The following is a 25793-nucleotide window of genomic DNA, read 5'->3' as shown; positions in this document are numbered from 1 at the left end:
GCGCACAGTGTGCCGCCCCGGAAGGACCGGGCCGCCCGACCTGGCGCTACCTTTCCCGCGCGTTTACCGCACGCCGCCGGGGTTTACTCGCGGACGAGGGAGACGGGGATGTTGCCGCGCGTGGCGTTGGAGTACGGGCAGACCTGGTGGGTGGCCTCCAGCAGCCGGGTGCCGTCCTCCTCGGACAGGGCGTCGGGCAGCTCGGCGCGCAGCGCGACCTCGAGGCCGAAGCCGCCGGACCCGTTCGGCTTGAGGCCGACCTCGGCGGTGACCGAGGCCTCGGAGACGTCCAGGCCCAGCTTCCCGGCGACGAGGTTCATCGCGCTGGCGAAGCACGCCGCGTAACCGGCGGCGAAGAGCTGCTCGGGGTTGGTCCCCGCGCCGTCGCCGCCCAGCTCCTTGGGGCGGGCCAGGGTGACGTCGAGCAGCCCGTCGTTGGTGACGGCCCTGCCGTCGCGGCCGGACGCGGTGGCGATGGCGGTGTAGAGAGCGCTCATGGGAAAGACCTCCTGAACAGACCTGTCTGTATGAACACGCCCCACCCTAGACAGACCTGTCTGGTACTGTCAACACATGGCACCCACGGCCCCCGGCGCCCGCGCCCGCATCCTGGACACCGCGACCCGGCTCTTCTACGCCGAGGGCGTCCACACCGTGGGGATCGACCGGATCATCGCCGAGGCGGCCGTCGCGAAGGCGACGTTCTACCACCACTTCAAGTCCAAGGACGCCCTGGTCTGCGCGTACCTCACCGAGCAGTACGAGCTCCAGCGCACGGCGTTCGCCGCGCTGCCCGGCCAGGGCAGGGAGAAGATCGAGGACGTCTTCGCGCGCATCGCGGAGGTGAGCGAGCAGCCCGGGTTCCGCGGCTGCCCGTTCCTCAACGCGGCGGCCGAGTTCGCCGACCCCGGACATCCCGTCCGCGCGATCGTCACCGAGCACCGCGCCTGGTTCGAGTCCCTCATGCGCCGGCTGCTGGAGGAGGCGGGTCACCGCGACCCCGGCGGGGGCGCCAGGTTCCTGCTCCTGCTGCGCGACGCCGCGGCCGTGAGCGGCGCCCTCGACCCGGCCGGGCGGACCCGCGAAACCGTCGACGCCGCCCTGCGCAGGCTGCTGACGGCATAGGATCTTTCCGACGAAAGGAAGGTCGGATGTCGCTGCGCGACTTCATCGCCGGGATGCCCAAGGCCGAGCTGCACGTCCACCACGTGGGCTCCGCGTCGCCCGAGGTGGTCGCCGAGCTCGCCGCGCGCCACGAGGGCAGCACCGCGGTCCCGGCCGATCCCGACCTGCTGCGCGACTTCTTCGACTTCCGCGACTTCGCCCACTTCATCGAGGTCTACGTCGCGGTCGTCGACCTGCTGCGCGACGCCGAGGACATCCGCGCGCTCACCTACGGCGTCGCCCGCGACATGGCAAGGCAGCACATCCGCTACGCCGAGCTGACCGTCACCCCCTACCTGACCCTGATGAAGGGCATCCCCGAGCCGGCGTTCATCGAGGCGATCGAGGACGCGCGGCGCACCGCCGAGCGTGACTTCGGCATCGTGCTGCGCTGGTGCTTCGACATCCCCGGCGAGGAGGGCCTGCCGGCGGGGGAGGCCACCGCGCGCTTCGCGGTCGAGCACGCCCCCGACGCGCTGGTGAGCTTCGGCCTCGGCGGTCCCGAGGCCGGGTGGCCCCGGCCGCAGTTCAAGCCGTTCTTCGACCGGGCCCGTGCCGCGGGGCTGCACAGCGTCCCGCACGCGGGCGAGACCACCGGCCCCGAGACGGTCTGGGACGCGCTCACCTACCTCGGCGCCGAGCGGATCGGGCACGGCATCGCCGCCGCCCGCGACCCCCGGCTGCTCGACCACCTCGGCGAGCACGGCATCGCGCTGGAGGTGTGCCCCACCTCCAACATCGCCACCCGCGCGGTCGCGACCCTGGCGGAGCACCCGCTGCGCGAGCTGGTCGACGCGGGGGTGCTGGTGACCGTCAACAGCGACGATCCGCCGATGTTCGGCACCGACCTGACGAACGAGTACCTCGTCGCGGCCCGGCTGCTCGGCCTCGACGAGGCGGGCGTCACCGGGCTGGCGAAGAACGCCGTGCGCGCGTCGTTCCTCGGCGAGGCCGACAAGGCACGGCTGACCGCGGAGATAGACGGCCATCTCCGCGCGGCCACAGGACACTCCTGAGGGGGCAAGGTCGCGGATTGTTGCCATGAGGTTTCGTTTGGTCAATGGCGCTGGTGCACGGGGGGCCCATCGGGCACAATGAGGGACGCACGGTCCATCTTGGCCACCGCTGCTCCAGGCCGTAGGGGAAGACGCGCCTAGAAAAGCACCACCAGGAGGACCGAGTGACCGTACGCGGTGTGTTTCACGTCCACTCCGCGCCACCTGCGCTGTGCCCGCACATCGAATGGGCGACCGCGGGTGTGCTTGGCGTGCCCGTCAAACTACTGTGGACAGACCAGCCCGCTGCCCCCGGCAGTCAGCGGGCCGAACTGTGCTGGGAGGGCAAAGCCGGCATCGCCGCAGCCATCACCTCCTCCCTGCGCGCCTGGAAGCTGGCGCGCTTCGAGGTGACCGAGGAGGCGTCTCCGGGCGCCGACGGCATGCGCTACTGCTTCACCCCGACCCTCGGCGTCTTCACCGCGACGGTCGGCGCGAACGGCGACATCATGATCCCCGAGGACCGGCTGCGCCATGTGATGGCGAACGCCGCGAACGGCCGGACCACGCTGGAGCTCGAACTCGACAAACTGCTGGGCACGCCGTGGGACCACGAGCTCGAACCGTTCCGCCGGGCCGGCGACGGCGCCCCCGTCCGCTGGCTGCACGCCGCAGGCTGAGCAGGCATGCGTCCGGCCGCCGCCCACGGGCAGGGCGGCGGCCGGACGGCACCGGTCACTGGTAGCCGCGGATCTCCTTGAAGACCTCCTGCAGCGACTGCTTGCGCGCGTCGAACGACCTGCCGCCGGTGAGGTCGGCGAGCGCCTTCATCTCGTCCTCCTTGGCCTCGCCGAACAGCACGGGGTACACGGGCACCCCGAGCTCGGCGAAGGCGGAGTAGCGCGCCTTGAACTTGGCGAAGTCCATGCCGCCGGTGTTCTCCCCGTCGGTCATGAGCACGATCGAGGTGAACCTGTCGGGGTCCGCCGCGATCTTGCCGTTGAGCAGCTGGTACGCGCTCGTCAGGCCGTCGTAGATCGCGGTGCCGCCGCCGACCTGGAGGTCCTCGGCGTAGCGGCGGATCTGCAGCAGCGCGGAGTCCGGATCGTCGGCGGGGACGGTGAACTCCTTGGCGGCGTGCGGCTTGGTGCTGAACGGGACCACGGTCACCTCCTCCCGGTTGTGGAACCTGTCGAAGGCCGCGGTGTCCCCTCCCGTCAGGGAGACGAACGCGCGCTTGAGGTCCTCGATCCTGTCGCCCGTCATCGAGCCGGAGAGGTCGACGACGTAAGCGGTCCGTGACGGCCTGCGCAGTTCGTCGTAGAAGGCCGCCAGAAGCCCGTCGACGGTCTGGGGAGCGCCGGGGAAGGGGAGCTCCTTCACGTCGGCCACGCCCTCGAACGGGACGCCCTCGGCCTTCGGCCTGCGATGGGTCGTCTCCACGATCCGGCGCTGGGTCTCGGGCTTGAGGAGGTACTCGGTGATCTTCTTGTAGGCGCTCTGGGTGGCCTCGGACGCCCCGGGCAGGAGCGTCAGCGGGTAGTCGGCGGTGACGACGCCGTCCGACGGGTAGACGAGCGTCAGCGGCTGGGGGAGCCTCCCGGAGGCGTTGAGCGACTTCAGGACCGACTCGTAGTTGACCAGTCCGTCCACCTCGGCGCCCTTGCGCACGAACGCCTCCGACAGCCAGCCGGACGACCCCGCCGTCAGGGTCTGGGCGGAGAAGAAGTCCCGAAGGCCCGGGGCCACCTTCTCGACGCTCGCCGGGTCGAGGTCCTGCCCGGCGTTGAGCGCCGTGGCCACACCGACGAGCGCGGAGAACCCGGAGTTCGACGCGGCGGGGCTGGTCATCCCGTAGGTGAAGTCGCGGTTCACCGCGGCCTTCGCGATGTCCGCCCACGACGGTCGCCGGCCGGTCCAGCCCAGGCGCTGCGCGGCCTCGGGCCGGACGCCCAGCACGACGGGCGAGGACATGATCGGGGTGGCGGTGCCGGCGGCGGAGCTCTTCTGCAGCTCCAGGTAGCGGTTGGAGGCGAACCAGATCGCCTCGTGATCGCGTCCCGCCTCGCCGGAGACCACCCGGCGGACGCCGTCGAGCGTCCCCGCGTAGGTGAACTGCACGCTCACGCCGGTCGCCTTGGCCGCGTCCTTGAGCACGGGGTCGAGGTCCGCGAGCTCGCTGCCGGCGAGGACGTGGAGGACGGAGCCTTCGGGGGGCTCGGAGGGGGAGCATCCCGCCGCCAGGAGGGCGGCGGCCGTGATCGCCGCGAAGATCCTTCTCATGGCGGTTAGGACGCGTGAGGGACCCCCGGAGGAGGCGAACGCCAGATGGCCATCCGGTGAACGTGAAGGGCCGGACCCCGGCAGGGTCCGGCCCTTCACACGTCACGTGGGACGGACGGTTTCAGGCGATCTCGGCGAGTGCCTTGCGGTACGCGTCGAGGTCGCGCGCGTTGGGAATGTCGTTGTCGACCTTCCACTGCACGACGCCCGCCTTGTCGATGATGAAGGTGCCACGGCGCGCCAGGCCCTTCTCCTCGTCGAACACGCCGTAGGCGGCGGCGACGCCACCGTGCGGCCAGAAGTCCGAGAGGAGCGAGAACTGGTAGCCCTCCTGCTCGGCCCACGCGCGGTGCGTGAAGACCGAGTCGACGGACACCGCGAGCACCTGGACGTCGTCGCCGCCCAGGGTGGGCAGCTCGTCCCGGATGGCGCACAGCTCACCTGTGCAGATGCCGCTGAACGCCAGCGGGTAGAAGACCAGGACGACATCCTTCTCGCCCGCGAAGTCCGACAGCTTGACGGGCGTGCCGTGCTGGTCCTTCAGTTCGAAGTCCGGCGCCTTGTCTCCGACCTCAACGGCCATGTGGATTTCCCTTCGAGGAGACTTGAGATCATGCCTGGGCAGGCCAAGTCTGCCACCTGTCCGCCGCCGAAGGGGCACCCGCCTTTACATGCGGCCCTTCGGTGCGACGAGCCGTGAACCCGACCATTCGGGGGCGGCGCTGACGCTCTTGGTCTGGGCGAGGCCCGCGGTGGGCGCCGCCTCGGAGATGTCGCTGGGCTCCACATGGCCTTCACGGCCGGCCTTGGGGGTGAGCAGCCAGATGTGCCCGCCGCCGGCGATGGAGGACAGGGCGTCGACCAGGCCGTCGACGAGGTCGCCGTCTTCGTCGCGCCACCACAGCACGACGACGTCCGCGACGTCTTCGTAATCCTCGTCGACCATCTCGTTGCCGATGACGGCCTCGATGGAGGCACGCAGCTCCTCGGAGACGTCCTCGTCCCAGCCGAGCTCCTGCACCACCTGGCCCGGCTTGAAACCGAGCCTTTCGGCCAGGCTGCGCTCCGTCTGCGCCTGGCCCGCGGTCGCGCTCACTGACGTCCTCCCTGTGTCGTATTCATGGGATGCACCGTACTGGCTCTCCAGCGTCCCGGCTCGACACCGCCTGGCTCGACACCGTTCGATGCGATACCTGCGATTCGACGCCCCGGCGTCGGGTGCACCTCAAGGTATTGCGGGACAGTCCACACAAAGGACGGCCCCTTGCGCAAGTGCCCATACCCCATAAGCATGATCCACACGTGCCCCACATGCGGTTTCGCCTTCCCATCATGCTCCTCCCAGAAACGACAGGCGCACGTTCCGGTCGGGATTGTCGACGTTGATGTCGACGAGGGCGATCGACTGCCAGGTGCCGAGGGCAAGTCTTCCCCCGATAACGGGAATCGTTGCATAAGGCGGGATGAGGGCGGGCAGTACGTGGGAGCGGCCGTGGCCCCGGGTGCCATGGGCGTGGCGCCACCTGTCGTCGGCCGGGAGCAGGTCGCGGAGCGCGGCGAGCAGGTCGTCGTCGCTGCCGGCGCCGAGTTCGAGGACCGCGATCCCGGCGGTCGCGTGCGGGACGAAGACGTGCAGGAGCCCGTCGCCTTCGCCGCTGATGAAATCGCGGCATTCGCCGGTGATGTCGTGAACGGTGTCGCGGCGTCCGGTGGTCACCGAGAGGAGAGTCGTCTTCATGAGAGGATCATCACAGGTGTAGACCAATACGGGCCGGGGAAGGCTTTGCCGCTTTCTCGTCACGCAGCGCCGACACGGTGTGTTTACCTGCACCCTGACCGGCCTAACATGGGGTCTGACAGTGCTGTGACCTGCGTCTTGTTACCGGGCAGTAGAGATGCGATGGCGCTCCGGCGGCGGCAGGATGGGCACTGAACGTCGACAAACAGCCGATGTACCCGCGTGACAAGGGGACACCAGTGCCTTCCGGACGCCAACGCTTCTCGATCATTAGCGACGGCCTGCCGAGCCAGCTCCCGGACATCAACCCGGACGAGACCAGGGAGTGGCTCGAATCACTGGACACGGTCATCAAGACCGAGGGCCGTACCAGGGCCCGCTATGTGATGCTCAAGCTGCTTGAGCGAGCCAGGGAACAGCAGGTCGGGGTGCCCGGCCTGCGCAGCACCGACTACATCAACACCATCCCCCCGGAGAAGGAGCCCTGGTTCCCCGGCGACGAGCACATCGAGCGTCGCATCCGGGCCTATATCCGGTGGAATGCCGCGATCATGGTCTCCCGGGCGAACCGTCCGGAGCTGAGTGTCGGCGGCCATATCGCCACCTATGCCTCGGCCGCCTCCCTCTACGAGGTCGGCTTCAACCACTTCTTCCGCGGCAAGGACCACGGCGAGTCCGGTGACCAGGTGTTCATCCAGGGCCACGCGGCCCCGGGCGTGTACGCGCGCGCGTTCCTCGAGGGCCGACTGAGCGAGCAGCAGCTCGACGGGTTCCGCCAGGAGGTCTCGCACCCCGGCGGCGGTCTGTCGTCGTACCCGCACCCGCGGCTCATGCCCGACTTCTGGGAGTTCCCGACCGTCTCGATGGGCCTCACCGCCATCGACTCGATCTACCAGGCGCGGTTCAACCGCTACCTGCTCTCGCGCGAGCTCAAGGACACCTCCCGCTCGCACGTCTGGGCCTTCCTGGGCGACGGCGAGATGGACGAGCCCGAGTCGCTCGGCGCGATCGGCCTCGCCGCCCGCGAGGAGCTGGACAACCTCACCTTCGTGATCAACTGCAACCTCCAGCGGCTCGACGGGCCGGTCCGGGGCAACGGGAAGATCATCCAGGAGCTGGAGTCCTACTTCCGCGGCGCCGGCTGGAACGTCATCAAGGTCATCTGGGGCCGCGACTGGGACCCGTTGCTGGCCAAGGACGTGGACGGTGTGCTCGTCAACAAGATGAACAACACCCCCGACGGCCAGATGCAGACCTTCACCGTCGAGCCCGGCGCCTACACGCGCGAGCAGTTCTTCGGTGACGACCCCCGGCTGCGCAAGATCGTCGAGCACCTGAGCGACGACGACCTCACCAAGCTCTCGCGCGGCGGCCACGACTACCGCAAGCTCTTCGCCGCCTTCAAGGCAGCGCGTGAGCACGTCGGCCAGCCGACCGTGATCCTGACGCACACCATCAAGGGCTGGACCCTCGGACCCGACTTCGAGGCCCGCATGTCCAGCCACCAGATGAAGAAGCTCACCAAGAACGAGCTCAAGGAGTTCCGGGACCGTCTCTACCTGGACATCCCGGACTCGGCCCTCGAGGCCGACCTCCCGCCCTACTACCACCCGGGCCAGGACTCCGAAGAGATCCAGTACATGCAGGAGCGCCGTGCCGCGCTGGGCGGCTTCCTGCCGAAGCGGATCAACCGCGCCAAGCCGCTCACCCTGCCCGGCGACGCGCCGTACGACGAGCTGCGCAAGGGCTCGGGCAAGCAGTCGGTGGCCACCACCATGGCCTTCGTCCGCCTGCTCAAGGACCTCATGAAGGACAAGAACATCGGCCAGCGCTTCGTGCCGATCATTCCGGACGAGGCCCGCACCTTCGGCATGGACGCGATGTTCCCGACGGCGAAGATCTACTCGCCGCACGGGCAGACGTACGAGTCGGCCGACCGCAAGCTGATGCTGTCCTACAAGGAGTCCGAGCAGGGCCAGATCCTGCACGAGGGCATCTCCGAGGCCGGCTCCATGGCGTCGCTGATCGCCTCCAGCACGGCCTACGCCACGCACGGCGAGCACATGATCCCGATCTACATCTTCTACTCGATGTTCGGGTGGCAGCGGACCGGCGACCAGATGTGGGCGATGGCCGACCAGATGGGCCGCGGGTTCATGCTGGGCGCCACCGCGGGCCGCACGACCCTGACGGGCGAGGGCCTCCAGCACGCCGACGGGCACTCGCACCTGCTGGCCTCGACCAACCCGGCGACGGTCAGCTACGACCCGTCCTGGTCGTTCGAGCTGTCGCACATCGTCAAGGACGCGCTCCGCAGGATGTACTCGGCGACCCCCGAGCACCCGCTGGGCGAGGACATCAACTACTACCTGACGCTGTACAACGAGCCTTACGTACAGCCCGTCGAGCCGGCCGGCCTGGACGTCAAGGACCTGCTGCGCGGCCTGTACAAGTTCGCCGACGGACCGGACCTCGGGTCGGAGGCGCCCAAGGCGCAGATCCTCTCGTCCGGCGTGGCCGGGCCCTGGGGCGTCGAGGCCCAGCGGATCCTCGCCGAGGACTGGGGCGTGTCGGCGGACCTGTGGTCGGTGCCGTCCTGGACCGAGCTGCGCCGCGAGGCGATGAACTGCGACACCTTCAACCTGCTCAACCCCGAGCGCGAGCAGCTGATCCCGTTCGTGACGCGGCGCCTGGCCGACGTCCCGGGCCCGATCGTCGCGGTCAGCGACTTCATGCGCGCGGTGCAGGACCAGATCGCGCCGTGGGTCCCGGGTGACTTCACCTCGCTCGGCACCGACGGGTTCGGGTTCTCCGACACCCGCGCCGCGGCCCGCCGCTTCTTCCACGTCGACGCCCAGTCGATCGTGCTCCAGGTGCTCACCCGCCTGGTGAAGCGCGGCGAGCTGAAGCACGAGGTGCTCCAGCAGGCGATCGCCCGCTACGGCCTGGACCAGGGCGTCGCGGCGGTCTCGGGCGCCAACGCCCCGGCCGAGTCGGGCGGCGCGGCCTGAGAAGGCGGCTCCGCGGCGCCGACAGTGGCGCTGCACGGGCCTGAACGCCAAGGAGGGGGCCGGATCCGTCCGGCCCCCTCCGGTGTTCCCGGGGACTGTCCCGCGGTCTGTACGGCCCACAGCGGGCCTGGTGACGTCAGCGGCCGAGCACCAGCACGTCCTGGTCGAGCCGGCAGGCCAGGTCGCCGTGTTCGCGCAGCCTGCGCACCGCGTCCTTGGCCTCCCGGGCCATCCGGCTGCGCCGCATCGCCGCGGCCGTCGCCAGGTAGTGGGTGACCGCCTTGGCCGACGGGCGCGGGGCGTCGCCGAGCGGGTAGCCGTACCGGCGCAGGCGGGCGGCCAGGAAGTACTCGGCGAGGCCGATCTCGGCTTCGTCCAGCCGGGTCTGCCAGGAGTGCACCGCGAGCGCGTCGACCGCCTGGTGGGTGCGGGCGTGGTGCCTCTTGCGGCGCGGGGTCACCGAGGCGACCGCGCGCGGGTGCAGCATCGCCGGGTCGAAGTCCTCGCGCAGGAAGCCGCAGAGCCGTCGCAGCTCCGACTCGGGGTCGGTGACCAGCCGCTCGTACTGGAGCTCGTGGTAGGAGTTCGGCGGCAGGTAGCGCCGGGCGCGGACGCCCGCGTCGATCGCCGCGGCCCAGGTCGTCATCGCGAAGGCGCTGTCGTGCGGCCACCACGGCATGCCCTTGAGCGAGCCGACGCAGTCGCGGCCGTCCCGGATCAGATGGACGATCTGCGCGTTGGGGAAGAGCCTGAACAGTTCGGGCAGGTAGCGCACGTATCCGGGCCGCTTGTCGCCCCAGCGCGGCTTGCCGTGCCCGCGGGAGTAGGCGCGGAAGACGGTGCCGACGGCGGAGCCGAGGGTCGGCGGGCCCGCCTCGATCTCGTCGACGACGGCGTGGCGGTCAAGGCCGAGGTCGGGGAACTTGTGCCCCTTCGTCCCGGTGATCCAGACGCCGAGGGCGCGCCGGTTGCCGCGGTCGGCCAGGTCGCCGAACATTTCGCGGCCGTAGTAGGCCGGGAGGAGGAACCGGGTTTCGGGAGGGAGCGCGATCCTGGGGTGGGCGTGCAGCATGAGCTGGAGGAGCGTGGTACCCGATCGTGGGCAGCCGACGACGAAGATGGGGCGTTCCACTCCCTGACCTTTCCGTAGTCATGAGGGCGCTTACCCTGGGGATATTACGGAGCGTGCATTTTTCTGGCACGCAACGTAGCGGTCCGTGATCGAGAATTGACCTGCGGCTTACTCCGCAGGGGTCAACGGCCGTGGACCGGGGCGTGATGGCGGGACAGGGGTACGACCACCGTCCGCGGGGATGGCACCCTTGACCCCGTGACGAACGAGAGCGCGGAAAGCCGCGCGCTGCGGGAGGAGACCACCCGCCGGCTGGAGACCGCACTGAGCACCTTCGGTGTCGCGGCGCTCGGCCGGATGGAGGAGCGGCTCCCGTGGTTCCGGCGGATGCCCGCCGAGCAGCGGTCCTGGATCGGGCTCGTGGCGCAGACGTCGATCGCGGCGTTCGTCGACTGGTTCCGCAACGGCGAGCGGACCAGGGTCGCGCTGGGCGGCGAGGTCTTCGCGACCGCCCCGCGCGAGATGATGCGCACGATCAGGCTCCAGCACACCGTCGACATGATCCGGGTGATCAGCGAGGTCGTGGAGACGCGGCTGCACGACCTGGCCGCCCCCGGCGGCGAGGCGCAGCTGCGCGAGGCGATCCTGCGCTACACCCGCGAGGTCGCGTTCAGCGCCGCCCAGGTCTACGCGCGGGCCGCGGAGACCCGCGGCGCCTGGGACGCCCGCCTGGAGGCGCTGGTGGTCGACTCGCTGCTGCGCGGCGACGGCGACGACGGCCTGCACTCCTGGGCCGCCGCGCTCGGCTGGACGACCAAGCCCGTCGTCGTCATCGCGGGGCACGCCCCCGAGGACAGCTCGGAGGCGATCGCCGACCAGATCAAGCTCGCGGCCCGGCGGCTGCGCGTGGACGTCCTGTCCGGGGTGCAGGGCAGCCGGCTCATCGTGATCGTCGGTGGCGCCGAGGATCCGTTGGCCGCGGCCCGGCAGCTCTCGGCTAAGTTCGGGCAGGGCCCCGTGGTCGTCGGCCCGGAGGCGCCCGACCTGTACGGGGCCACGGCCTCGGCCAAGGCGGCGCTCGCGGGACTGCGCGCCGCGGTCGGCTGGCCGGACGCGCCCCGGCCCGTCGCGGCGTCGGAGCTGCTGCCGGAGCGGGCCCTGGACGGCGACGAGGCGGCCCGCAAATACCTCGTCGAGCAGGTCTTCGCGCCCATCCAGGCGGCGGGCGCCCCCTTGCTGGACACCCTCACGACGTACCTGGAACAGGGGTCGTCCCTGGAGGCGACGGCCCGGCTCCTGTACGTCCACCCCAACACCGTCCGATACCGCTTGCGCAGGGTGAGCGAACTGACCGGCCTGACCCCGACGGACGGGCGCGGCGCGTTCACTCTCCGGATCGCCCTCGTGCTCGGAAGATTCACCGATCGGAGCGGTTCGTTTTAAGGAGTTCTCCAACCCGGGACCCCTGTGGCCCGCATCACCGTTGTCAGGGTCCTACAAAGACCGCGGAGCAAACTTCGTCCCTGTCGGCATGACCCCGACCCCCTGCTCCACGGCATGGTTGGTCCCGTGCTTCTCATCACAGCTCCCGGCCAAGGCGCCCAGACCCCCGGATTCCTCGCCCCGTGGCTCGAGGTCCCCGGCGTTGCGGATCGGCTCGGTGCCTGGTCCGACATCGTCGGTCTGGATCTGATCCGCTGCGGCACGACCGCGGACGCCGACGAGATCAAGGACACCGCGGTCGCCCAGCCCCTGCTGGTCGCCGCGGCGCTCGTCACCTTCCAGGCGCTGGGCCTGCGGCCCGACGCGGTCGCCGGGCACAGCGTCGGCGAGCTGGCCGCGGCCGCGATGGCAGGGGTCCTCACCGAGGAGGAGGCCATGCGCCTGGTGGCCGTTCGCGGCCGCGGCATGGCCGAGGCCGCCGCCGTCACGCAGACCGGCATGACCGCGGTCCTCGGCGGCGACGTCGACGAGGTGCTCGCCGCGATCGCCAAGCAGGGGCTCACCCCCGCCAACATCAACGGCAACGGCCAGATCGTCGCGGCCGGCACCCTGGAGCAGCTCGCGGCGTTCGCCGAGGAGCCTCCGGCCAAGGCCCGGCTGCGTCCCCTCGCGGTGGCCGGCGCCTTCCACACCGAGCACATGGCCCCGGCCGTCGCCGCGCTCGACGCCGCGGCCGCCTCGGTCACCCCGAAGGACCCGGAGATCACATTGGTCTCCAACAGGGACGGCGCGGTGGTCGAGTCCGGCGCGGACTTCCTCGCCCGGCTCGTCGGCCAGGTCAGCTCGCCGGTCCGCTGGGACCTGTGCACGCGGACCTTCGCCGACCTGGGCGTCACCGCGCTCATCGAACTCGCGCCCGGCGGCACGCTGGTGGGCCTGGCCCGCCGCGACCTCAAGGGCGTCGCGCTACTCGGCCTGAAGACCCCCGAGGACATCGAAAAGGCACGGGAGCTCGCATGATCCGGCTGTCCGAAGGGCGCAACGGCGCCCGCATCCTGGCCTTCGGCCATTATCAGCCCGACAACGTCGTCACCAACGACGACCTCGCCGCACGCGGCGTCGACACCAACGACGCGTGGATCCGCTCCCGCGTCGGCATCGTCGAGCGCAGGATCGCGCTGGAGGACGAGTCGATGCTCGACCTCGCGGTCGCCGCGGGGGGCAAGGCGCTGGCCGCCAGCGGACTGACCGCCGCCGACATCGACCTCGTCATCGTCGCGACCTGCACGGCCGAGACCCAGGTGCCGAACGCCTCGGCGACCGTGGCGTTCCGCCTCGGCATCCAGGCGCCCGGCGCGTTCGACGTCAACGCGGCCTGCGCGGGCTTCGCCTACGCGCTGTCCACGGCCAGCGACGCGATCCGCGCCGGTTCGGCCAAGAACGTCCTGGTGGTCGGCGCGGAGAAGTTCTCCCCGTGGATCGACTGGACGGACCGCACGACCTGCATCATCTTCGCCGACGGCGCGGGCGCCGCGGTGGTGACCGGCGCGGACGTCCCGCAGGTCGGTCCGGTGGTGTGGGGGAGCGACGGCGAGAACGCCGACAAGATCATGGTGCAGGACCGCAACTCGTTCCTGTCCCAGGACGGCCAGGCCGTCTTCCGGTGGGCGACCACCGCGCTGCACCCGGTGGCGCTGGAGGCGTGCCGGCGGGCGGGCATCGACCCGTCCGAGCTGGCGGCGTTCGTGCCGCACCAGGCGAACCTCAGGATCATCCGCGGCATCGCGAAGAAGCTCAACGCGCCCAACGCGGTGATCGCCGAGGACATCGTCAACGCCGGGAACACCTCTGCCGCGTCCATCCCGATGGCGCTCTCGCGCATGATCGAGCGCGGCGACGTCAAGTCGGGAGAACCGGCTCTCATTATCGGGTTCGGCGCAGGTTTGACCTACGCTGCCCAGGTCATCCAGATCCCCTAGGGTCTGGGCGAAACATCCCTATCGGAATCAAGGAGCACACCAGCCATGGCTGAAGTCACCACCCAGACCATCCTCGACGGCCTCGGCGAGATCGTCGAAGAGATCGTCGGCATCCCGGCCGCCGACGTCACCCCCGAGAAGAACTTCATCGACGACCTCGACATCGACTCCCTGTCGATGGTCGAGATCGCCGTCGCCGCCCAGGACAAGTTCGGCGTCGAGATCCCCGACGACGAGCTGAAGAACCTCCGCACGGTGCAGGACGTCGTCAACTACGTCCAGAACCTCGCGGCCAAGGCCTGATCCTCACCCGCTCCGGAGTCCGGATCCGGAGCGCGCGGTCGCGCGGGCCGCTGCAGAGGCCCGCGCGACCTCGAGATACCCCCCCAGGTAAATAGGAGTAGCGCAATGGGCAAGACCCGTGTTGTTGTGACCGGTTTGGGAGCCTCGACCCCGCTCGGGGGCGACGTCGCGTCCACATGGGACGCCCTACTCGCCGGCAAGTCCGGTTCGCGCACTCTGCCCTGGGATGATCTTGATCGGCTGCCCGTCCAGTTCGCCGCGCAGGCCGCGGTCGAGCCCGCCGACTCCGGCGTGCTCGCCAAGCCCCGCATGCGGCGCATGGACCGCTGCCAGCAGTTCGCCCTCATCGCCGCGATCGAGGCGATGAAGGACGCCGGCTACGCGCACGGCGACACCGAGGGCCTCACCGTCGACCCCGACCGGCTCGGCGTCGTGGTCTCCTCCGGCATCGGGGGCCTGCACTCGGCCCTCAACAGCTACGACGTCTTCCGGGAGAAGGGCTGGAACCGGGTCTCCCCGTTCACCGTCCCGATGCTGATGCCGAACGGCTCGGCCGCGTACGTCGGCCTGGAGTTCAACGCCACCGCGGGCATCCACGCCCTCGTGTCGGCGTGCTCGTCCAGCGCCGAGGCCATCGGCTACGGCATCGACATGATCCGCGCCGGCCGCGCGGACGTCGTCATCGCCGGCGGCACCGAGGCCTGCATCCACCCGCTCCAGATGGCCTCCTTCGGCGCGATGCGCGCCATGTCCACCCGCAACGAAGCCCCCGAGCTCGCGTCCCGCCCGTACGACAAGGCGCGGGACGGTTTCGTGCTCGGCGAGGGCTCTGCGGTCCTCATCCTCGAGTCCGAGGAGCACGCGCGCGCACGCGGCGCGAAGATCTACGCGATCGCCTCCGGCGTCGGCTACTCCGCCGACGGCCACGACATGGTCCAGCCGCCCGAGGACGGGCGCGGCGCGGCCAAGGCGATGCAGCGGTGCCTGGCGGACTCCGGCCTGGAGCCCGACCAGATCGTCCACATCAACGCGCACGGCACGTCGACCCCGCAGGGCGACGTCGCCGAGCTGCAGGGCATCAAGAAGGCGTTCGGCGACCACGCCTACCGCCTGAGCATCACCGCGACCAAGTCGATGACCGGTCACCTGCTGGGCGGCGCGGGGGCGTTGGAATCGCTCATCACCGTGCTGTCGCTGCGCGAGGGGGTCATCCCCGCGACGGTGAACCTGGAGAACCTCGACGACCAGGTCGACCTCGACATCATCAGCGGCGAGCCGCGCAAGCTGCCTGAGGGCCCGGCCGCCGCTCTCAACAACTCGTTCGGATTCGGCGGTCACAACGTGACCCTGGCGTTCGAGCGGGCCCTATGAGCCTCTAGGAGTCTCCGTGACCGTCCTCGACACCGCTCCGGCCCAGCCGACCATCGAGACGGACCCGCGTGATCCGCGGGTCCGTCTCGAGTCGCTGTTCGACGAGGGGACCTTCCGCCCCCTCGCCGGCGGCGACCGCAGCGGCAAGCTCGCCGGGCGGGGGCGGATCGAGGGACTGCCGGTGGTGGCCTTCGCCAGCGACCCGCGGGTGATGGGCGGCGCCATGGGGACGGAAGGCTGCGCGGCGGTCGTCGCCGCCTACGATCTGGCGCTGCGCGAGCGGCTCCCGATCATCGGCCTGTGGCACTCCGGCGGCGCGCGGCTGGCCGAGGGCGTGGAGTCGCTCCACGCCGTCGGCCTGGTCTTCGCCCAGCAGACGCGCGCCTCCGGGGTGGTCCCGCAGATCTCCGTCGTGCTCGGCCCGGCCGCGGGCGGCGCCGCCTACGGCCCGGCGCTCACCGACATCGTCGTGCTCTCGGAGAACGGCAAGATCTTCGTCACCGGACCGGACGTCGTGAAGTCCGTGACCGGCGAGGAGATCGACATGGCGGGGCTCGGCGGCGCCGACGCCCACGGCACGAAGTCGGGCGTCGCGCACATCACGACCTCCGGCGACGCCGAGGCCGTCACGACCGCGCGCAAGCTCGCCGTCCTGCTCGGGCACCAGGGCCGGATCCGCCAGGACGAGGTGGAGGAGCGCGACTTCTCCGACTTCCTCCCGGAAAGCGTGCGCCGCGCCTACAGCGTGCTCCCGCTCGTCAAGGGCGTGGTCGACGGCGAGGTCATCGAACTCCAGGCCAAGTGGGCCCCGAACATCGTCACGGCCTTCGGCAGGCTCGGCGGGCGTACCGTCGGCGTCATCGCCAACAACCCGCTGCGCAAGGGCGGGTGCCTCGACAGCATCTCGGCCGAGAAGTGCGCCAGGTTCGTCCGGCTCTGCGACGCGTTCGGGGTGCCCCTCGTCGTCCTCGTGGACGTCCCCGGGTACCTCCCGGGCGTCGGACAGGAGCACGGCGGGGTCGTCCGGCGGGGCGCGAAGCTCCTGCACGCGTTCGCCGAGGCGACGGTCCCGCGCGTCACCCTCGTCACCCGCAAGGCCTACGGCGGCGCCTACATCGCGATGAACTCGCGCTCGCTCGGCGCCACGAAGGTCTTCGCCTGGCCCACCGCGGAGGTCGCCGTGATGGGCGCGCTCGCCGCGGTCCGCGTGCTGCATCGCAAGAAGATCGCCGCGGTTCCGGAGGAGGAGCGCCCCGCGTTCGAGGAGCGACTCGCGGTGGAGCACGCGGAGATCGCGGGCGGCCTCCAGCGCGCCATGGACCTGGGCGTCGTGGACGAGGTGGTCTCGCCGGCGGCCACCCGCGCGGCGCTGGCCCGCGCGATCGCCGAGGCGACTCCCGCGCGCGGCCTGCACAACAACATCCCGCTGTAGCCGGGCTTCCCGAAGGCCCCGGACCGCTTCGGTCCGGGGCCTTCGCTACGGCTGGGGCGCGATGGCCCGGACGCCGGAGATGAGCAGTTCGACGCCGAAGGCGAAGAAGTCCTCGGGGTCGGCCGGCTCGGCCATCGTCCGGGCGTAGGCGATCGTGCAGGGAAAGCGGTCGGCGGGCAGGGACTCGATCTCCAGGCGGCGGAGCCTGCGGTGCTCGGCCAGCTCCTGCGCGGTGAGGTCGGGCGGCGCCGGATTGTTCTGGACGAGGGCGATACAGCCGTTGAGCAGGTAGGTGGCGATCCAGTAGCGCCGCCGCATGGGGAATCCCGCCTCGCCCAGGACGCCCAGGGAGGCCTCCGTGGCGCGCTGGAAGCTCTCGACCTTGTGCTTGTCGGCGACGCCGAGGAGCGCGGGCAGGCAGGGGTGCGCGCGCATCGCGGTGAGGACCGTGTCGACGATGGCGTGAAGCCGGACGTCCCAGGGATCGTCCGGGCTCAGGTTCGCCGTGACATGCCGCAGGGCGTGCTCGGTGAGCGCGTTGAGCAGTTCGTCCTTGTTCTTGAAATGCCAGTAGAGCGCCATCGGCGTGACGCCCAGCTCCTTGGCCAGGCGCCGGATGGTGACGGCCTCCAGGCCCTCGCGGTCGGCGAGCGCCAGCGCGTGCTCGCAGACGGTGTCTCGGCTCAGCTTCTCGGGTGCCACTTGACAACTATACGACGTACAAGTTTTCATGTACAACGTACATGTACGCCGTACATGTACCCCGTATAGCCCTGTAGCGCGAGAGAAGGAACCGACATGCGGACGGAACGCAGGTGGTGGGCGCTGGTGGCGCTCGGCCTGGGCACGTTCATGACGTACCTCGACAACAACATCGTCAACGTCGCGCTCCCGACGGTGCAGCGCGAACTCGGGCTGAGCATGTCCGGGCTCGAATGGATCGTGAGCGGCTACATCCTGGTCTTCGCGGGCCTCACCCTGGTCGGCGGCCGCTTGGCCGACGTCTACGGCCGGCGGCGGATCTTCCTCGCCGGGATCGCCGTCTTCACCGTCGCCTCGGCCGCCGCCGGGCTCGCCCAGAACGTGCAGGTGCTGGTCGGCGCGCGGGCCGTGCAGGGCGTCGGCGCGGCGCTGCTGGCCCCCGCCGCTCTGGCGCTGCTGCCGGCGACCTTCACCGACAAGCGCGAGCGCGCCACCGCGATCGGCCTGTGGGGCGCGATCGGCGCGCTGGCGATGGCGCTCGGCCCGGTGACCGGCGGCTGGATCACCGAGAACACCGACTGGGGCTGGATCTACCTCATCAACGTGCCCGTCGGCGCGGTGACCATGGCGCTCGCCCTCTGGGCGCTCGGCACGGTGCCCGGATCGCGGCGCCGCCTCGACCTGCCGGGCCTCGCCGCCTCCGCGGCCGCGCTGTTCCCGCTCACCTACGCGCTCATCGAAGGGGAGGGGCGCGGCTGGAGCTCGCCGCTCATCCTCGGCGCCTTCGCCGTGGCACTGGCGGGGGCCGTCGCGTTCGTCCTCGTCGAGCGGGCGGCGGCCGAGCCCATGGTGGACCTCGCGCTGCTGCGCGGCCGCGTCTTCGGCGGAGGTCTGCTCACCATGGGGATCTGGGCGTTCGCGATCTTCGGGATCTACTTCTACACCGCGCTCTGGCTCCAGAACGTGCTGGGCTTCGGGCCGCTGAAGTCCGGCCTGGTGTTCGTGCCGATGGCGCTGGTGCTCGTCGTCGCCTCGGCGACCTCCCCCCGGCTGGCCGCCCGGATCGGGACGCACCGGCTCGTCGCGGGCGGTCTGGCGCTGATGGGGGTGGCCGTGCTCGGCCTCGCCCGGATCGGCGCGGACGGCACCGTCGCCGACCTCATGCCGTGGCTGCTGCTGTACGGCGTCGGCGGCGGCGCGCTCAGCCCGCTCACCAACGCCATCGTCGGCACCATGCCCGCGGGCCGCGAAGGCATCGCCTCCAGCGTGCTCAACGTCTCCCGCGAGGTGTTCGGTCTGCTCGGCGTCACGGTCCTCGGCGCCATCGTCAGCGCGCGCACCGCCGCGCACGCCGCGCTCGGCCCGACGGCGGCCTTCCTCGACGGCTACCGCCTCGCCCTCATCATCGCGGGCATCGTCATCGCGCTCGGCGTCCCCCTGAGCCTCCGCGCCCTCCGCCCCGACCGCACCCCCGCCAGGCCCGACCTCGACCTCGTCGCCTGACCCGCCCCGGCGTGGCCCGGCCGTCCAGGAAGGACGCCGGGCTACTCCGGGTTCTGCGGGCCCGCCGGGGACGGCCAGCGGACGGCCCCGCCGAGGATGTCATCCGCGAGCTCCTCGGCCCAGGCGGCCTCGGCCTCGGTGAGCCGGAGGTGATACTCGGCCTCCAGGAGCCGGATCCGAGGAACCCCGGCGGTGCGGGCGGCCGCGAGACGGGCACGGTCGACGGCGGCGCTGCGGCGCATCCGGGCGACCCGCTCGGCGAGCGCCTCGACCGTCCCGCGCGCACCCAGCGCGTCGAGGCGGGCGAGCGCGCCGAGAAAGCGCGAGAACTCCCGCTGCGGGGTGCGGACCTCGGCGTCGAGGCGGCGGACGAGCTGGGCGCGGCCCGCGTCGGTGAGCGCGTACACCGTCCTCACCTGCCCGGTACCCGTGGGCTCATGCCCGACCGCCTCGATCCAGCCCTCCTCGGTGAGCGTGCCGACGGCGTGGTACACCGCGCTGCGCGAGATCGCGGCGGCATGAACGGGACCACGTCTCCGCAGGTCATCGAGCATCAGATGCGGATGCGCGTTCCGCTCCGCCAGCAGACCGAGCACCGCCAGCACCGCGGGCCGGCCGAGAACGGGACGAGGCACGGCCCGAAACTACCAGCCCCGACCTCCACGAACCGTGATTTCCCACGAACACCCGGTCACCACCCCGGCGCGCAGGGACGGCGGCAGGGACCCGTCCGGTCGCGTCAGGGGACGGACCAGAAGGCGAGTTCGTGGCGCATGCCCTCGGTGAAGAGGGCGCGGGCACGGGACAGGTCGGGGTCGGCCTCATCGATCATCTGGGCGATGCGGCGGCCGAGGGCGGCGAAGCCAGGGTCCGCGTAGGAGTCGACCCACTTCTTGTAGCGGGGGTCGGCGGGCGGGTTCTCCGCGAGCACCCTGCCGATCTGGGCGTATCCCCACATGCACGGATAAAGCGCGGCGAGACCTCCCGCGTAGTCGGCCGCCGCCTCCAGGAGGAACGCCGTGTACGCGGCGCAGGGCCCGCCTTTGACGGCGCCGTCGAGATCCGCACCGAACTCCGCCGACAGCCCCCGGTGGAGGCTCAGCTCCTCGTGGAACGTCGCGTGCGCGAGGTCGACCAGATCCCCGAGATGGGCTGCGGGCGCCTGCCAGGCGAGCCGCGAGAAGACCCGCACGTAGTCGAGCAGGAACAGGTAGTCCTGCTCCAACCACGACCGGAACACCGCCTCGTCCAGCGTCCCGTCGGCGATCCCCCGCACCGTCGGATGCGCCAGCTGCTCGCCGAGCAGCATCCGCCCGACCTCTTCCAACTCCCGCGAAACACTCACCCGGGAATCCTCGCACAACCGGTCGAAGGCACCTTCGCGACCTCTCTCCGCCGCCCCCGGATCCGTGGAGACGGTCCGCTGACCTTAAGTGGACGCATCGCTGGAATGTTGTCATGTGGGTGATCTCGTCCCTGTTTCTGACCGCATCATCAAAGTCACACGCCGCTTGCCGTCCGGTAAGAGCACCGGGCGGTGACGGACAGGGTGGTGCGGCGGACGGGAAACGAGGTGATCGACCTTGGTGGAGCGCGACGGCGGGCGGCTGCGCATGAACGAGGTGGCCCGCAGGATCGTTCACGCGGGTGCGACGGGCACCTTCACCTTCGCCCTTTCCCTGCTCGCCGAACAGGATCCGGCGACCAGCCTCACCCTGTCCATCGTCGTCGGCGGCATCACCTTCCTCGCCAAACTCCTCATCGACTTCGACGACCGCCTCATGGACTTCGAACGCCGCATGGACGGAATGCACGAGTGGCAGGTCAGGCAGAGCCAGGACCACGAGGCGGCCCAGCTGCTGCGCGCGGTGGACGCCTGCGGGGTGAGCACGAAGTCCGTCACCGATCTGCTGGCCAAGACCGCGCTCCTGCGCGACGACACGGGTGAGGTCGTCCTCACCTTCGTGGAGCACGAGATCGCGCGGACCGCGGATCTCGTCGAGGAGCTCAGCAAGGGCAAGGCGACCTACGAGGACGGGGAGGACCAGTACTGGATCCTCGGCCTGACCCGGGTGGCCAGGCGCTCGATCGACGCGATCAGCACCGCCACCGTCGACGGCCACGGATCGGGGCTCTCGCACGGGTACTGGGCGAGCGACAAGGGCAGGCGTTATCTGAAGCTCCAGGCCGACGTCATCCAGTCCCGCGGAGTGGCCGTGCGGCGCCTGTTCGTGCTGGAGAAGACCGGTGACCTCACGGAGCCGGGGTTCCTCGCGATCTTCCAGTCCCAGGCGGCCGTGGGCATCGACGTCAGGACCCTGCACATCGGCCGGATCCCCGAGGTCCTGCGCAGCCGCCTCGACGTCATCATCTATGACGGGACGATCGTGTACGAGCTGCTCCCGTCCCCTGAGTCCGGTCCGCAGCGCGGCTACCTGATGACCAACCTCAACGCGCGCAGCGAGCACGTGCTGGACCGCAGGAAGACCTTCGAGGACCTGTGGGCGTTGGCCGAGCCCCACCAGGTGGAAGACTGACGGGGTTGGTCAGCGGGGTTCCGGGTCGTCGTGGTCTCGGGGGGCGGGGACGGCGGAGGGGGACGGGGCGGGTGGGTCGGCGGGCTGTTCCCAGCCTTTGAGGGCGAGGGAGCGGAGGAAGGCGGCGACCATGGCGGGGTCGAATTCGGAGCCGGAGCAGCGGCGGAGTTCGGCGATGCCCTCCTCGACGGTGCGGGCCTTGCGGTAGGAGCGGGTGCTGGTGATGGCGTCGAAGGTGTCGGCGACGCCGATGATGCGGGCGAACTCCGGGATCTCCGAGCCGACGAGGCCGAGGGGGTAGCCCTGGCCGTCGAGGCGTTCGTGGTGGTGCATGATGCCGCCGAGCGCCTCGTCGAGGAAGTCGATGCGGCCGACGATCTCCAGTCCGCGCATCGGGTGGAGCTGGATCTCGGCGAACTCGCGGTCGGTCGGTTTGCCGTCCTTCTGGAGGACCTTGGTGGAGACGCCGAGCTTGCCCACGTCGTGCAGCATGCCCGCGAAGCGGATCGCCTCGACGCGGGAGGCGCTGAGGCCGAGCTCCTCGGCGATCATGACCGAGCCGCGCGAGACGCGTTCGCTGTGCCCCCGGGTGTAAGGGTCCTTCGTCTCTACGGCCTGGCAGAGCACGGCGAGGGTGGCCTCCTGAGCGGCCTTCTGCTCGGCCACCTGGGCCATCGCCCAGGTGGCGATGAACAAGGGCAGCAGCACGAGGACGGGCGCGGCGAGGCCGATGACGTCCCAGGACGCCGCGATGAGCAGGCCGAACCACCCGAATCCCAGACATCCCGCGCACAGTGCGCCGATCTCGCGGAGCAGGTCGCGGACCGCGGCCGGCTCGGTGAGCAGCAGCACCCCGGTGATGAGGGTGAGGTTCACGACGACGAACACGCCGAGCGCCACCGCGAACGGCAGGATCTGCCCGGCGCCGAAGTCCTCGCCGGACGGCGTGAGCGCCTCGAAGACCAGCCCCGCCGTCCAGCCGCACACCGCGAACTGGGCCGCGTTGAACAGCCGCTTGACCGGCGGCACGGGCTGCGGCGAGGCGACCGCGCTGACCGCGACGAGCGCCGCGCCGCCGGGACCGAGCAGCACCACCGCGGCGAGGGTCGCGGCGTAGCTCATCGACACCTTCGCCCGGTCGACGCCGAGCCGCGCGGGCATCGCGTCGCAGATGAGGAAGAGGACGGCGAGCATCGCGTACACGTCCCAGTCGATCGGCCCGGCGGTCGCGATCACCGCGCAGGCCAGCACGACGGTCCCCGCGACGTAGACGCGGGCCTCCAGCGGGAGCTTCGGTGGACGGTCGGCCATGATCCGGAGGGTAGACGCGCGGACACCGGCCAGGGGGCGGACATGCCCAACGGGTCGGACTGGAGCCGTCCGTTTCAGGTGGCTCCTCCCTGGAACACGCGGGACGCCCTGAAATCCGAGGGAAGCAGGGTCGTCAGCTCGGAGAGCCCGACGCGGTCGGAGCCTTCGACGAGCCGTCCAGCGTGCCGTAGCCGGGCCCGCTCTATGGCGTTGCGCACGGACCTCGCGTTGGCGAACCGGGGCTGCTCGCGGCGAAGTCCGATGTACTCGCGGAAGGCCTCCTCGGCTTCACGGGACAGTGTGTAGCCCTCGGAGGCGAGCATGAGCCTTCCGATCTCCTCCAGCTCGGCAGTGCTGTAGTCGGGGAACGCGATGTGATGGGCGATGCGGGAGCCCATCCCGGGGTTGGAGGAGAAGAAGGCGTCCATCCTGTCGCGGTACCCGGCGAGGATCACCACGAGGTCTTCCCTCTGGTTCTCCATCACCTGGAGAAGGATCTCGATGGCCTCGACGCCGTAGTCGCGCTCGTTCTCCGCCCGGTACAGCGAGTACGCCTCGTCGATGAACAGGACGCCGCCCATGGCCCGCTTGAGCACCTCGCGGGTCTTGGGCGCCGTGTGGCCGACGTACTGGCCGACGAGGTCGTCCCGCGTCACGGAGACGAGATGGCCCTTGCGCACGTGGCCGAGCCGGTGGAGCAGCTCGGCCATCCTCGTGGCGACGGTCGTCTTGCCCGTCCCGGGGCCTCCGGTGAAGCACATGTGGAGGTTCGGCCGGCCCGTCGCGACGCCGAACCGGGCCCGGACGCGGTCGACGAGCAGGAGCGCGGCGATCTCGCGGATCCGGGTCTTCACCGGGGCCAGCCCGACGAGGTCGGCGTCGAGGGCGGTGAGGACGTCCTCGGTGCCGGAGGCCGCCCGCTCCCCGGCGAGGTCCACGACCGCGTCATGGGGGAGGAGCTCCCGCGTCGCTTCCGGCTCCAGGGCGGGAGGGCGCATGCCGAAGGTCGTCACAGCGGGAGCTCCCGTCACTAGTACCGCTCGCCCTCAGGGCGGTCGACGGCGTAGGCGTGCAGGGTGTAGCGGACCTGCCGGTCGGCCGACTCCTCGCGGGTCAGCCTGAACCCCGGTTCCTTGGCCGGCCGCTGGACGAGGAACTGCATCGCCGTCGTCTGGCGGCCGTAACGGGCGTCGTAGGCGTTGAGCCGCACGTAGTGCGAGGGGAAGGCCTTGCGGCACTCGTTCAGCTCCAGCAGGACGCCCGCCGGGTCCTTCAGGTCGAACATGGGCAGGCCCCACATCTCCCAGTAGCTGTTGCGCGGGTGGGGGTCGTCCGTGTACTCGATCGAGCAGGGCCACCCGTTGTCCAGCGCGTACGCGATCTGGAGGGTGATCTCGGCGTCCGTCAGGTCAGGCAGGTAGGAGAAGGCTCCCTGGGTGATTCTCATGTCGCCGTTCCTTCCTAGACCGGGGTCTCGAGCACGTCGGGCGTGTCGGTGGACTCGTAGGTGAAGGTGATGTCGCCCCACGTGGTCAGGGCGACGTCGAGTTCGCGGCTGTGCTTGGCGGCGGCGCGCAGGATCTGCGGGCCCTCCTTGAGGAAGTCGCGGCCCTCGTTGCGCGCCTTGATCATCGCCTCGAGCGCGACGCGGTTGGCCGTCGCGCCCGCGGCGATGCCCATCGGGTGGCCGATCGTGCCGCCGCCGAACTGGAGGATGACGTCCTCGTCCAGGTAGTGCAGGAGCTGGTGCATCTGCCCGGCGTGGATGCCGCCGGACGCCACGGGCATCACCCCGGGCATCGACGCCCATTCCTGGTCGAAGTACAGGCCCTTGCGCGGGTCGGCCTCGATCTTGTCCTTGCGGAGCGTGTCGTAGAACCCGGCGACGCTGAACGGGTCGCCTTCGAGCTTGCCGACGACGGTCCCGGCGTGGATGTGGTCGACGCCCGCCAGCCGCATCCACTTGGCGATGACGCGGAAGCTCACGCCGTGGTTCTTCTGCCGCGTGTAGGTGGAGTGGCCCGCCCGGTGCAGGTGCAGCAGGACGCCGTTGGCGCGCGCCCACTTGGCCATCGACTGGATCGCGGTGTACCCGATCGTCAGGTCGATCATGACGACGACGCTGCCGAGCTGCTTGGCGAACTCCGCCCTTTCGTACATGTCCTCCATCGTCGCGGCGGTGACGTTGAGGTAGTGGCCCTTGATCTCGCCGCTCGCCGCCTGGGCCTTGGTGACGCCTTCCACGCAGTACAGGAAGCGGTCGCGCCAGCGCATGAAGGGCTGCGAGTTGATGTTCTCGTCGTCTTTGGTGAAGTCCAGGCCGCCGCGCAGGGCCTCGTAGACGACGCGGCCGTAGTTGCGCGCCGAAAGGCCGAGCTTCGGCTTCACGGTCGCGCCGAGGAGCGGCCTTCCGAATTTCGCCAGGTACTCGCGCTCCATGGTGATTCCGTGGGCCGGACCCTGGAACGTCTTCACGTAGTGCGTAGGGATCCGCATGTCTTCCAGGCGCAGCGCGCGCAGCGCCTTGAAGCCGAAGACGTTGCCGATGATGGACGACGTGAGGTTGGCGATCGAGCCTTCCTCGAAGAGGTCGAGGTCGTAGGCGATGTAAGCGATGAACTGGTCTTCCGTGCCCGGCACGGGCTCGACCCTGTAGCACTTGGCTTGGTAGTTCTCGTAGCTGGTGAGGCGGTCGGTCCAGACGACCGTCCAGGTGGCCGTCGAAGACTCGCCCGCCACCGCCGCGCCCGCCTCCTCCGGGGGCACGCCCGGTTGGGGGGTGATGCGGAAGGCGGCGAGCACGTCGCTGTCCTTCGGCACGTAGTCGGGCCGCCAGTAGCCCATCTCCGCGTACGGGATCACGCCCGCGGACCATCTGCCCATCGTCGGCTCCTCCGCCGTTGAACGCCGTTGACGCCGCAAGCATGTGGCCCTGACACTTGTGCCGTC

Annotated in this window: 25 protein-coding genes; 12 read left to right on the top strand and 13 right to left on the bottom strand. The window is 70.4% G+C overall.

Annotation, left to right across the window (positions count from 1 at the left end):
- Positions 1-83: 83 nt before the first annotated feature.
- Positions 84-497 (bottom strand): organic hydroperoxide resistance protein, encoded by a 414-nt coding sequence (locus tag EDD29_RS34660; protein WP_123668470.1) that lies wholly within the window; start codon positions 495-497, stop codon positions 84-86.
- A gap of 76 nt (positions 498-573) precedes the next feature.
- On the opposite strand from EDD29_RS34660, the gene EDD29_RS47870 reads away from it, so the two are divergent.
- The 3 genes from EDD29_RS47870 (at position 574) to EDD29_RS34645 (ending at position 2839) form a co-directional block, all read left to right on the top strand.
- Complete coding sequence (locus EDD29_RS47870) at positions 574-1125, top strand: TetR/AcrR family transcriptional regulator (protein ID WP_123668469.1); 552 nt, start codon at positions 574-576, stop codon at positions 1123-1125.
- 26 nt (positions 1126-1151) lie between these two features.
- Positions 1152-2180, top strand: coding sequence for an adenosine deaminase (locus EDD29_RS34650; protein ID WP_123668468.1), 1029 nt, complete (start codon positions 1152-1154; stop codon positions 2178-2180).
- A 164-nt stretch (positions 2181-2344) separates the two neighbouring features.
- Complete coding sequence (locus EDD29_RS34645; protein ID WP_123668467.1) at positions 2345-2839, top strand: DUF3145 domain-containing protein; 495 nt, start codon at positions 2345-2347, stop codon at positions 2837-2839.
- Between the two features lie 55 nt (positions 2840-2894).
- Here EDD29_RS34645 and EDD29_RS34640 read toward each other — a convergent pair whose 3' ends face one another.
- The 4 genes from EDD29_RS34640 to EDD29_RS34625 form a co-directional block, all read right to left on the bottom strand.
- A complete protein-coding gene (locus tag EDD29_RS34640) occupies positions 2895-4442 on the bottom strand; it encodes a vWA domain-containing protein (protein ID WP_123668466.1) in 1548 nt (515 codons plus the stop codon).
- A gap of 121 nt (positions 4443-4563) precedes the next feature.
- Entirely contained in the window at positions 4564-5025 is a 462-nt protein-coding gene (locus EDD29_RS34635; RefSeq protein ID WP_123668465.1) for a peroxiredoxin, read from the bottom strand.
- A gap of 84 nt (positions 5026-5109) precedes the next feature.
- Positions 5110-5538 carry a DUF3052 domain-containing protein gene (locus tag EDD29_RS34630; protein WP_123668464.1) on the bottom strand — a complete coding sequence of 143 codons (429 nt, stop codon included), beginning with the start codon at positions 5536-5538 and terminating at the stop codon, positions 5110-5112.
- A 234-nt stretch (positions 5539-5772) separates the two neighbouring features.
- Positions 5773-6180 carry a secondary thiamine-phosphate synthase enzyme YjbQ gene (locus tag EDD29_RS34625; RefSeq protein ID WP_123668463.1) on the bottom strand — a complete coding sequence of 136 codons (408 nt, stop codon included), beginning with the start codon at positions 6178-6180 and terminating at the stop codon, positions 5773-5775.
- Between the two features lie 239 nt (positions 6181-6419).
- Between EDD29_RS34625 and aceE the strand changes: the two genes are divergently transcribed.
- Positions 6420-9191, top strand: coding sequence for a pyruvate dehydrogenase (acetyl-transferring), homodimeric type (gene aceE, locus EDD29_RS34620; protein ID WP_123668462.1), 2772 nt, complete (start codon positions 6420-6422; stop codon positions 9189-9191).
- A 136-nt stretch (positions 9192-9327) separates the two neighbouring features.
- Here aceE and EDD29_RS34615 read toward each other — a convergent pair whose 3' ends face one another.
- Positions 9328-10323, bottom strand: coding sequence for a sulfotransferase family protein (locus EDD29_RS34615; RefSeq protein WP_123668461.1), 996 nt, complete (start codon positions 10321-10323; stop codon positions 9328-9330).
- Positions 10324-10521: 198 nt separating this feature from the next.
- On the opposite strand from EDD29_RS34615, the gene EDD29_RS34610 reads away from it, so the two are divergent.
- From EDD29_RS34610 to EDD29_RS34585, 6 genes are all read left to right on the top strand, one after another.
- Positions 10522-11706: a PucR family transcriptional regulator gene (locus tag EDD29_RS34610; RefSeq protein WP_246053155.1), complete on the top strand. Its 1185-nt coding sequence runs from the start codon at positions 10522-10524 to the stop codon at positions 11704-11706.
- Positions 11707-11832: 126 nt separating this feature from the next.
- Positions 11833-12726: an ACP S-malonyltransferase gene (locus EDD29_RS34605; RefSeq protein ID WP_123668460.1), complete on the top strand. Its 894-nt coding sequence runs from the start codon at positions 11833-11835 to the stop codon at positions 12724-12726.
- Positions 12723-13685, top strand: a complete 963-nt coding sequence (locus tag EDD29_RS34600; RefSeq protein ID WP_211360100.1) for a beta-ketoacyl-ACP synthase III — start codon at positions 12723-12725, stop codon at positions 13683-13685. Before EDD29_RS34605 ends, EDD29_RS34600 begins: the two co-directional genes overlap by 4 nt.
- A 45-nt stretch (positions 13686-13730) precedes the next feature.
- Positions 13731-13988 carry an acyl carrier protein gene (locus tag EDD29_RS34595; RefSeq protein WP_123668459.1) on the top strand — a complete coding sequence of 86 codons (258 nt, stop codon included), beginning with the start codon at positions 13731-13733 and terminating at the stop codon, positions 13986-13988.
- Positions 13989-14093: 105 nt separating this feature from the next.
- Complete coding sequence (locus EDD29_RS34590) at positions 14094-15359, top strand: beta-ketoacyl-[acyl-carrier-protein] synthase family protein (protein WP_123668458.1); 1266 nt, start codon at positions 14094-14096, stop codon at positions 15357-15359.
- 16 nt (positions 15360-15375) lie between these two features.
- Positions 15376-16791, top strand: coding sequence for an acyl-CoA carboxylase subunit beta (locus EDD29_RS34585; RefSeq protein ID WP_123668457.1), 1416 nt, complete (start codon positions 15376-15378; stop codon positions 16789-16791).
- Positions 16792-16836: 45 nt separating this feature from the next.
- Here EDD29_RS34585 and EDD29_RS47865 read toward each other — a convergent pair whose 3' ends face one another.
- The gene (locus EDD29_RS47865; RefSeq protein WP_281280970.1) at positions 16837-17493 is read right to left on the bottom strand and encodes a TetR/AcrR family transcriptional regulator; all 657 of its coding nucleotides are present in this window, start codon (positions 17491-17493) and stop codon (positions 16837-16839) included.
- A 96-nt stretch (positions 17494-17589) separates the two neighbouring features.
- Between EDD29_RS47865 and EDD29_RS34575 the strand changes: the two genes are divergently transcribed.
- Positions 17590-18996, top strand: coding sequence for an MFS transporter (locus EDD29_RS34575; protein WP_123668456.1), 1407 nt, complete (start codon positions 17590-17592; stop codon positions 18994-18996).
- A gap of 41 nt (positions 18997-19037) precedes the next feature.
- On the opposite strand, the gene EDD29_RS34570 is transcribed toward EDD29_RS34575, so the two are convergent.
- The gene (locus tag EDD29_RS34570) at positions 19038-19631 is read right to left on the bottom strand and encodes a PadR family transcriptional regulator (protein ID WP_123668455.1); all 594 of its coding nucleotides are present in this window, start codon (positions 19629-19631) and stop codon (positions 19038-19040) included.
- A gap of 104 nt (positions 19632-19735) precedes the next feature.
- Positions 19736-20341 (bottom strand): TenA family protein, encoded by a 606-nt coding sequence (locus tag EDD29_RS34565; RefSeq protein ID WP_123668454.1) that lies wholly within the window; start codon positions 20339-20341, stop codon positions 19736-19738.
- Between the two features lie 238 nt (positions 20342-20579).
- Here EDD29_RS34565 and EDD29_RS34560 point away from each other — a divergent pair, with 238 nt between their 5' ends.
- Positions 20580-21533 carry a hypothetical protein gene (locus EDD29_RS34560; RefSeq protein ID WP_148086192.1) on the top strand — a complete coding sequence of 318 codons (954 nt, stop codon included), beginning with the start codon at positions 20580-20582 and terminating at the stop codon, positions 21531-21533.
- A 9-nt stretch (positions 21534-21542) separates the two neighbouring features.
- Here the strand turns inward: EDD29_RS34560 and EDD29_RS34555 are convergent, their stop codons facing one another.
- From EDD29_RS34555 to EDD29_RS34540, 4 genes are all read right to left on the bottom strand, one after another.
- A complete protein-coding gene (locus tag EDD29_RS34555) occupies positions 21543-22844 on the bottom strand; it encodes an HD-GYP domain-containing protein (RefSeq protein ID WP_123668452.1) in 1302 nt (433 codons plus the stop codon).
- 74 nt (positions 22845-22918) lie between these two features.
- Positions 22919-23857 (bottom strand): CbbX protein, encoded by a 939-nt coding sequence (cbbX, locus tag EDD29_RS34550; RefSeq protein ID WP_246053154.1) that lies wholly within the window; start codon positions 23855-23857, stop codon positions 22919-22921.
- Between the two features lie 17 nt (positions 23858-23874).
- Positions 23875-24291 (bottom strand): ribulose bisphosphate carboxylase small subunit, encoded by a 417-nt coding sequence (locus EDD29_RS34545; RefSeq protein WP_123668451.1) that lies wholly within the window; start codon positions 24289-24291, stop codon positions 23875-23877.
- A 14-nt stretch (positions 24292-24305) separates the two neighbouring features.
- Positions 24306-25727 carry a form I ribulose bisphosphate carboxylase large subunit gene (locus EDD29_RS34540; protein ID WP_123668450.1) on the bottom strand — a complete coding sequence of 474 codons (1422 nt, stop codon included), beginning with the start codon at positions 25725-25727 and terminating at the stop codon, positions 24306-24308.
- Positions 25728-25793 lie beyond the last annotated feature (66 nt).

The sequence above is a fragment of the Actinocorallia herbida genome, assembly GCF_003751225.1.
Taxonomy (GTDB): Bacteria; Actinomycetota; Actinomycetes; order Streptosporangiales; family Streptosporangiaceae; genus Actinocorallia; species Actinocorallia herbida.
This window is presented reverse-complemented; position numbering and strand designations above follow the sequence as displayed.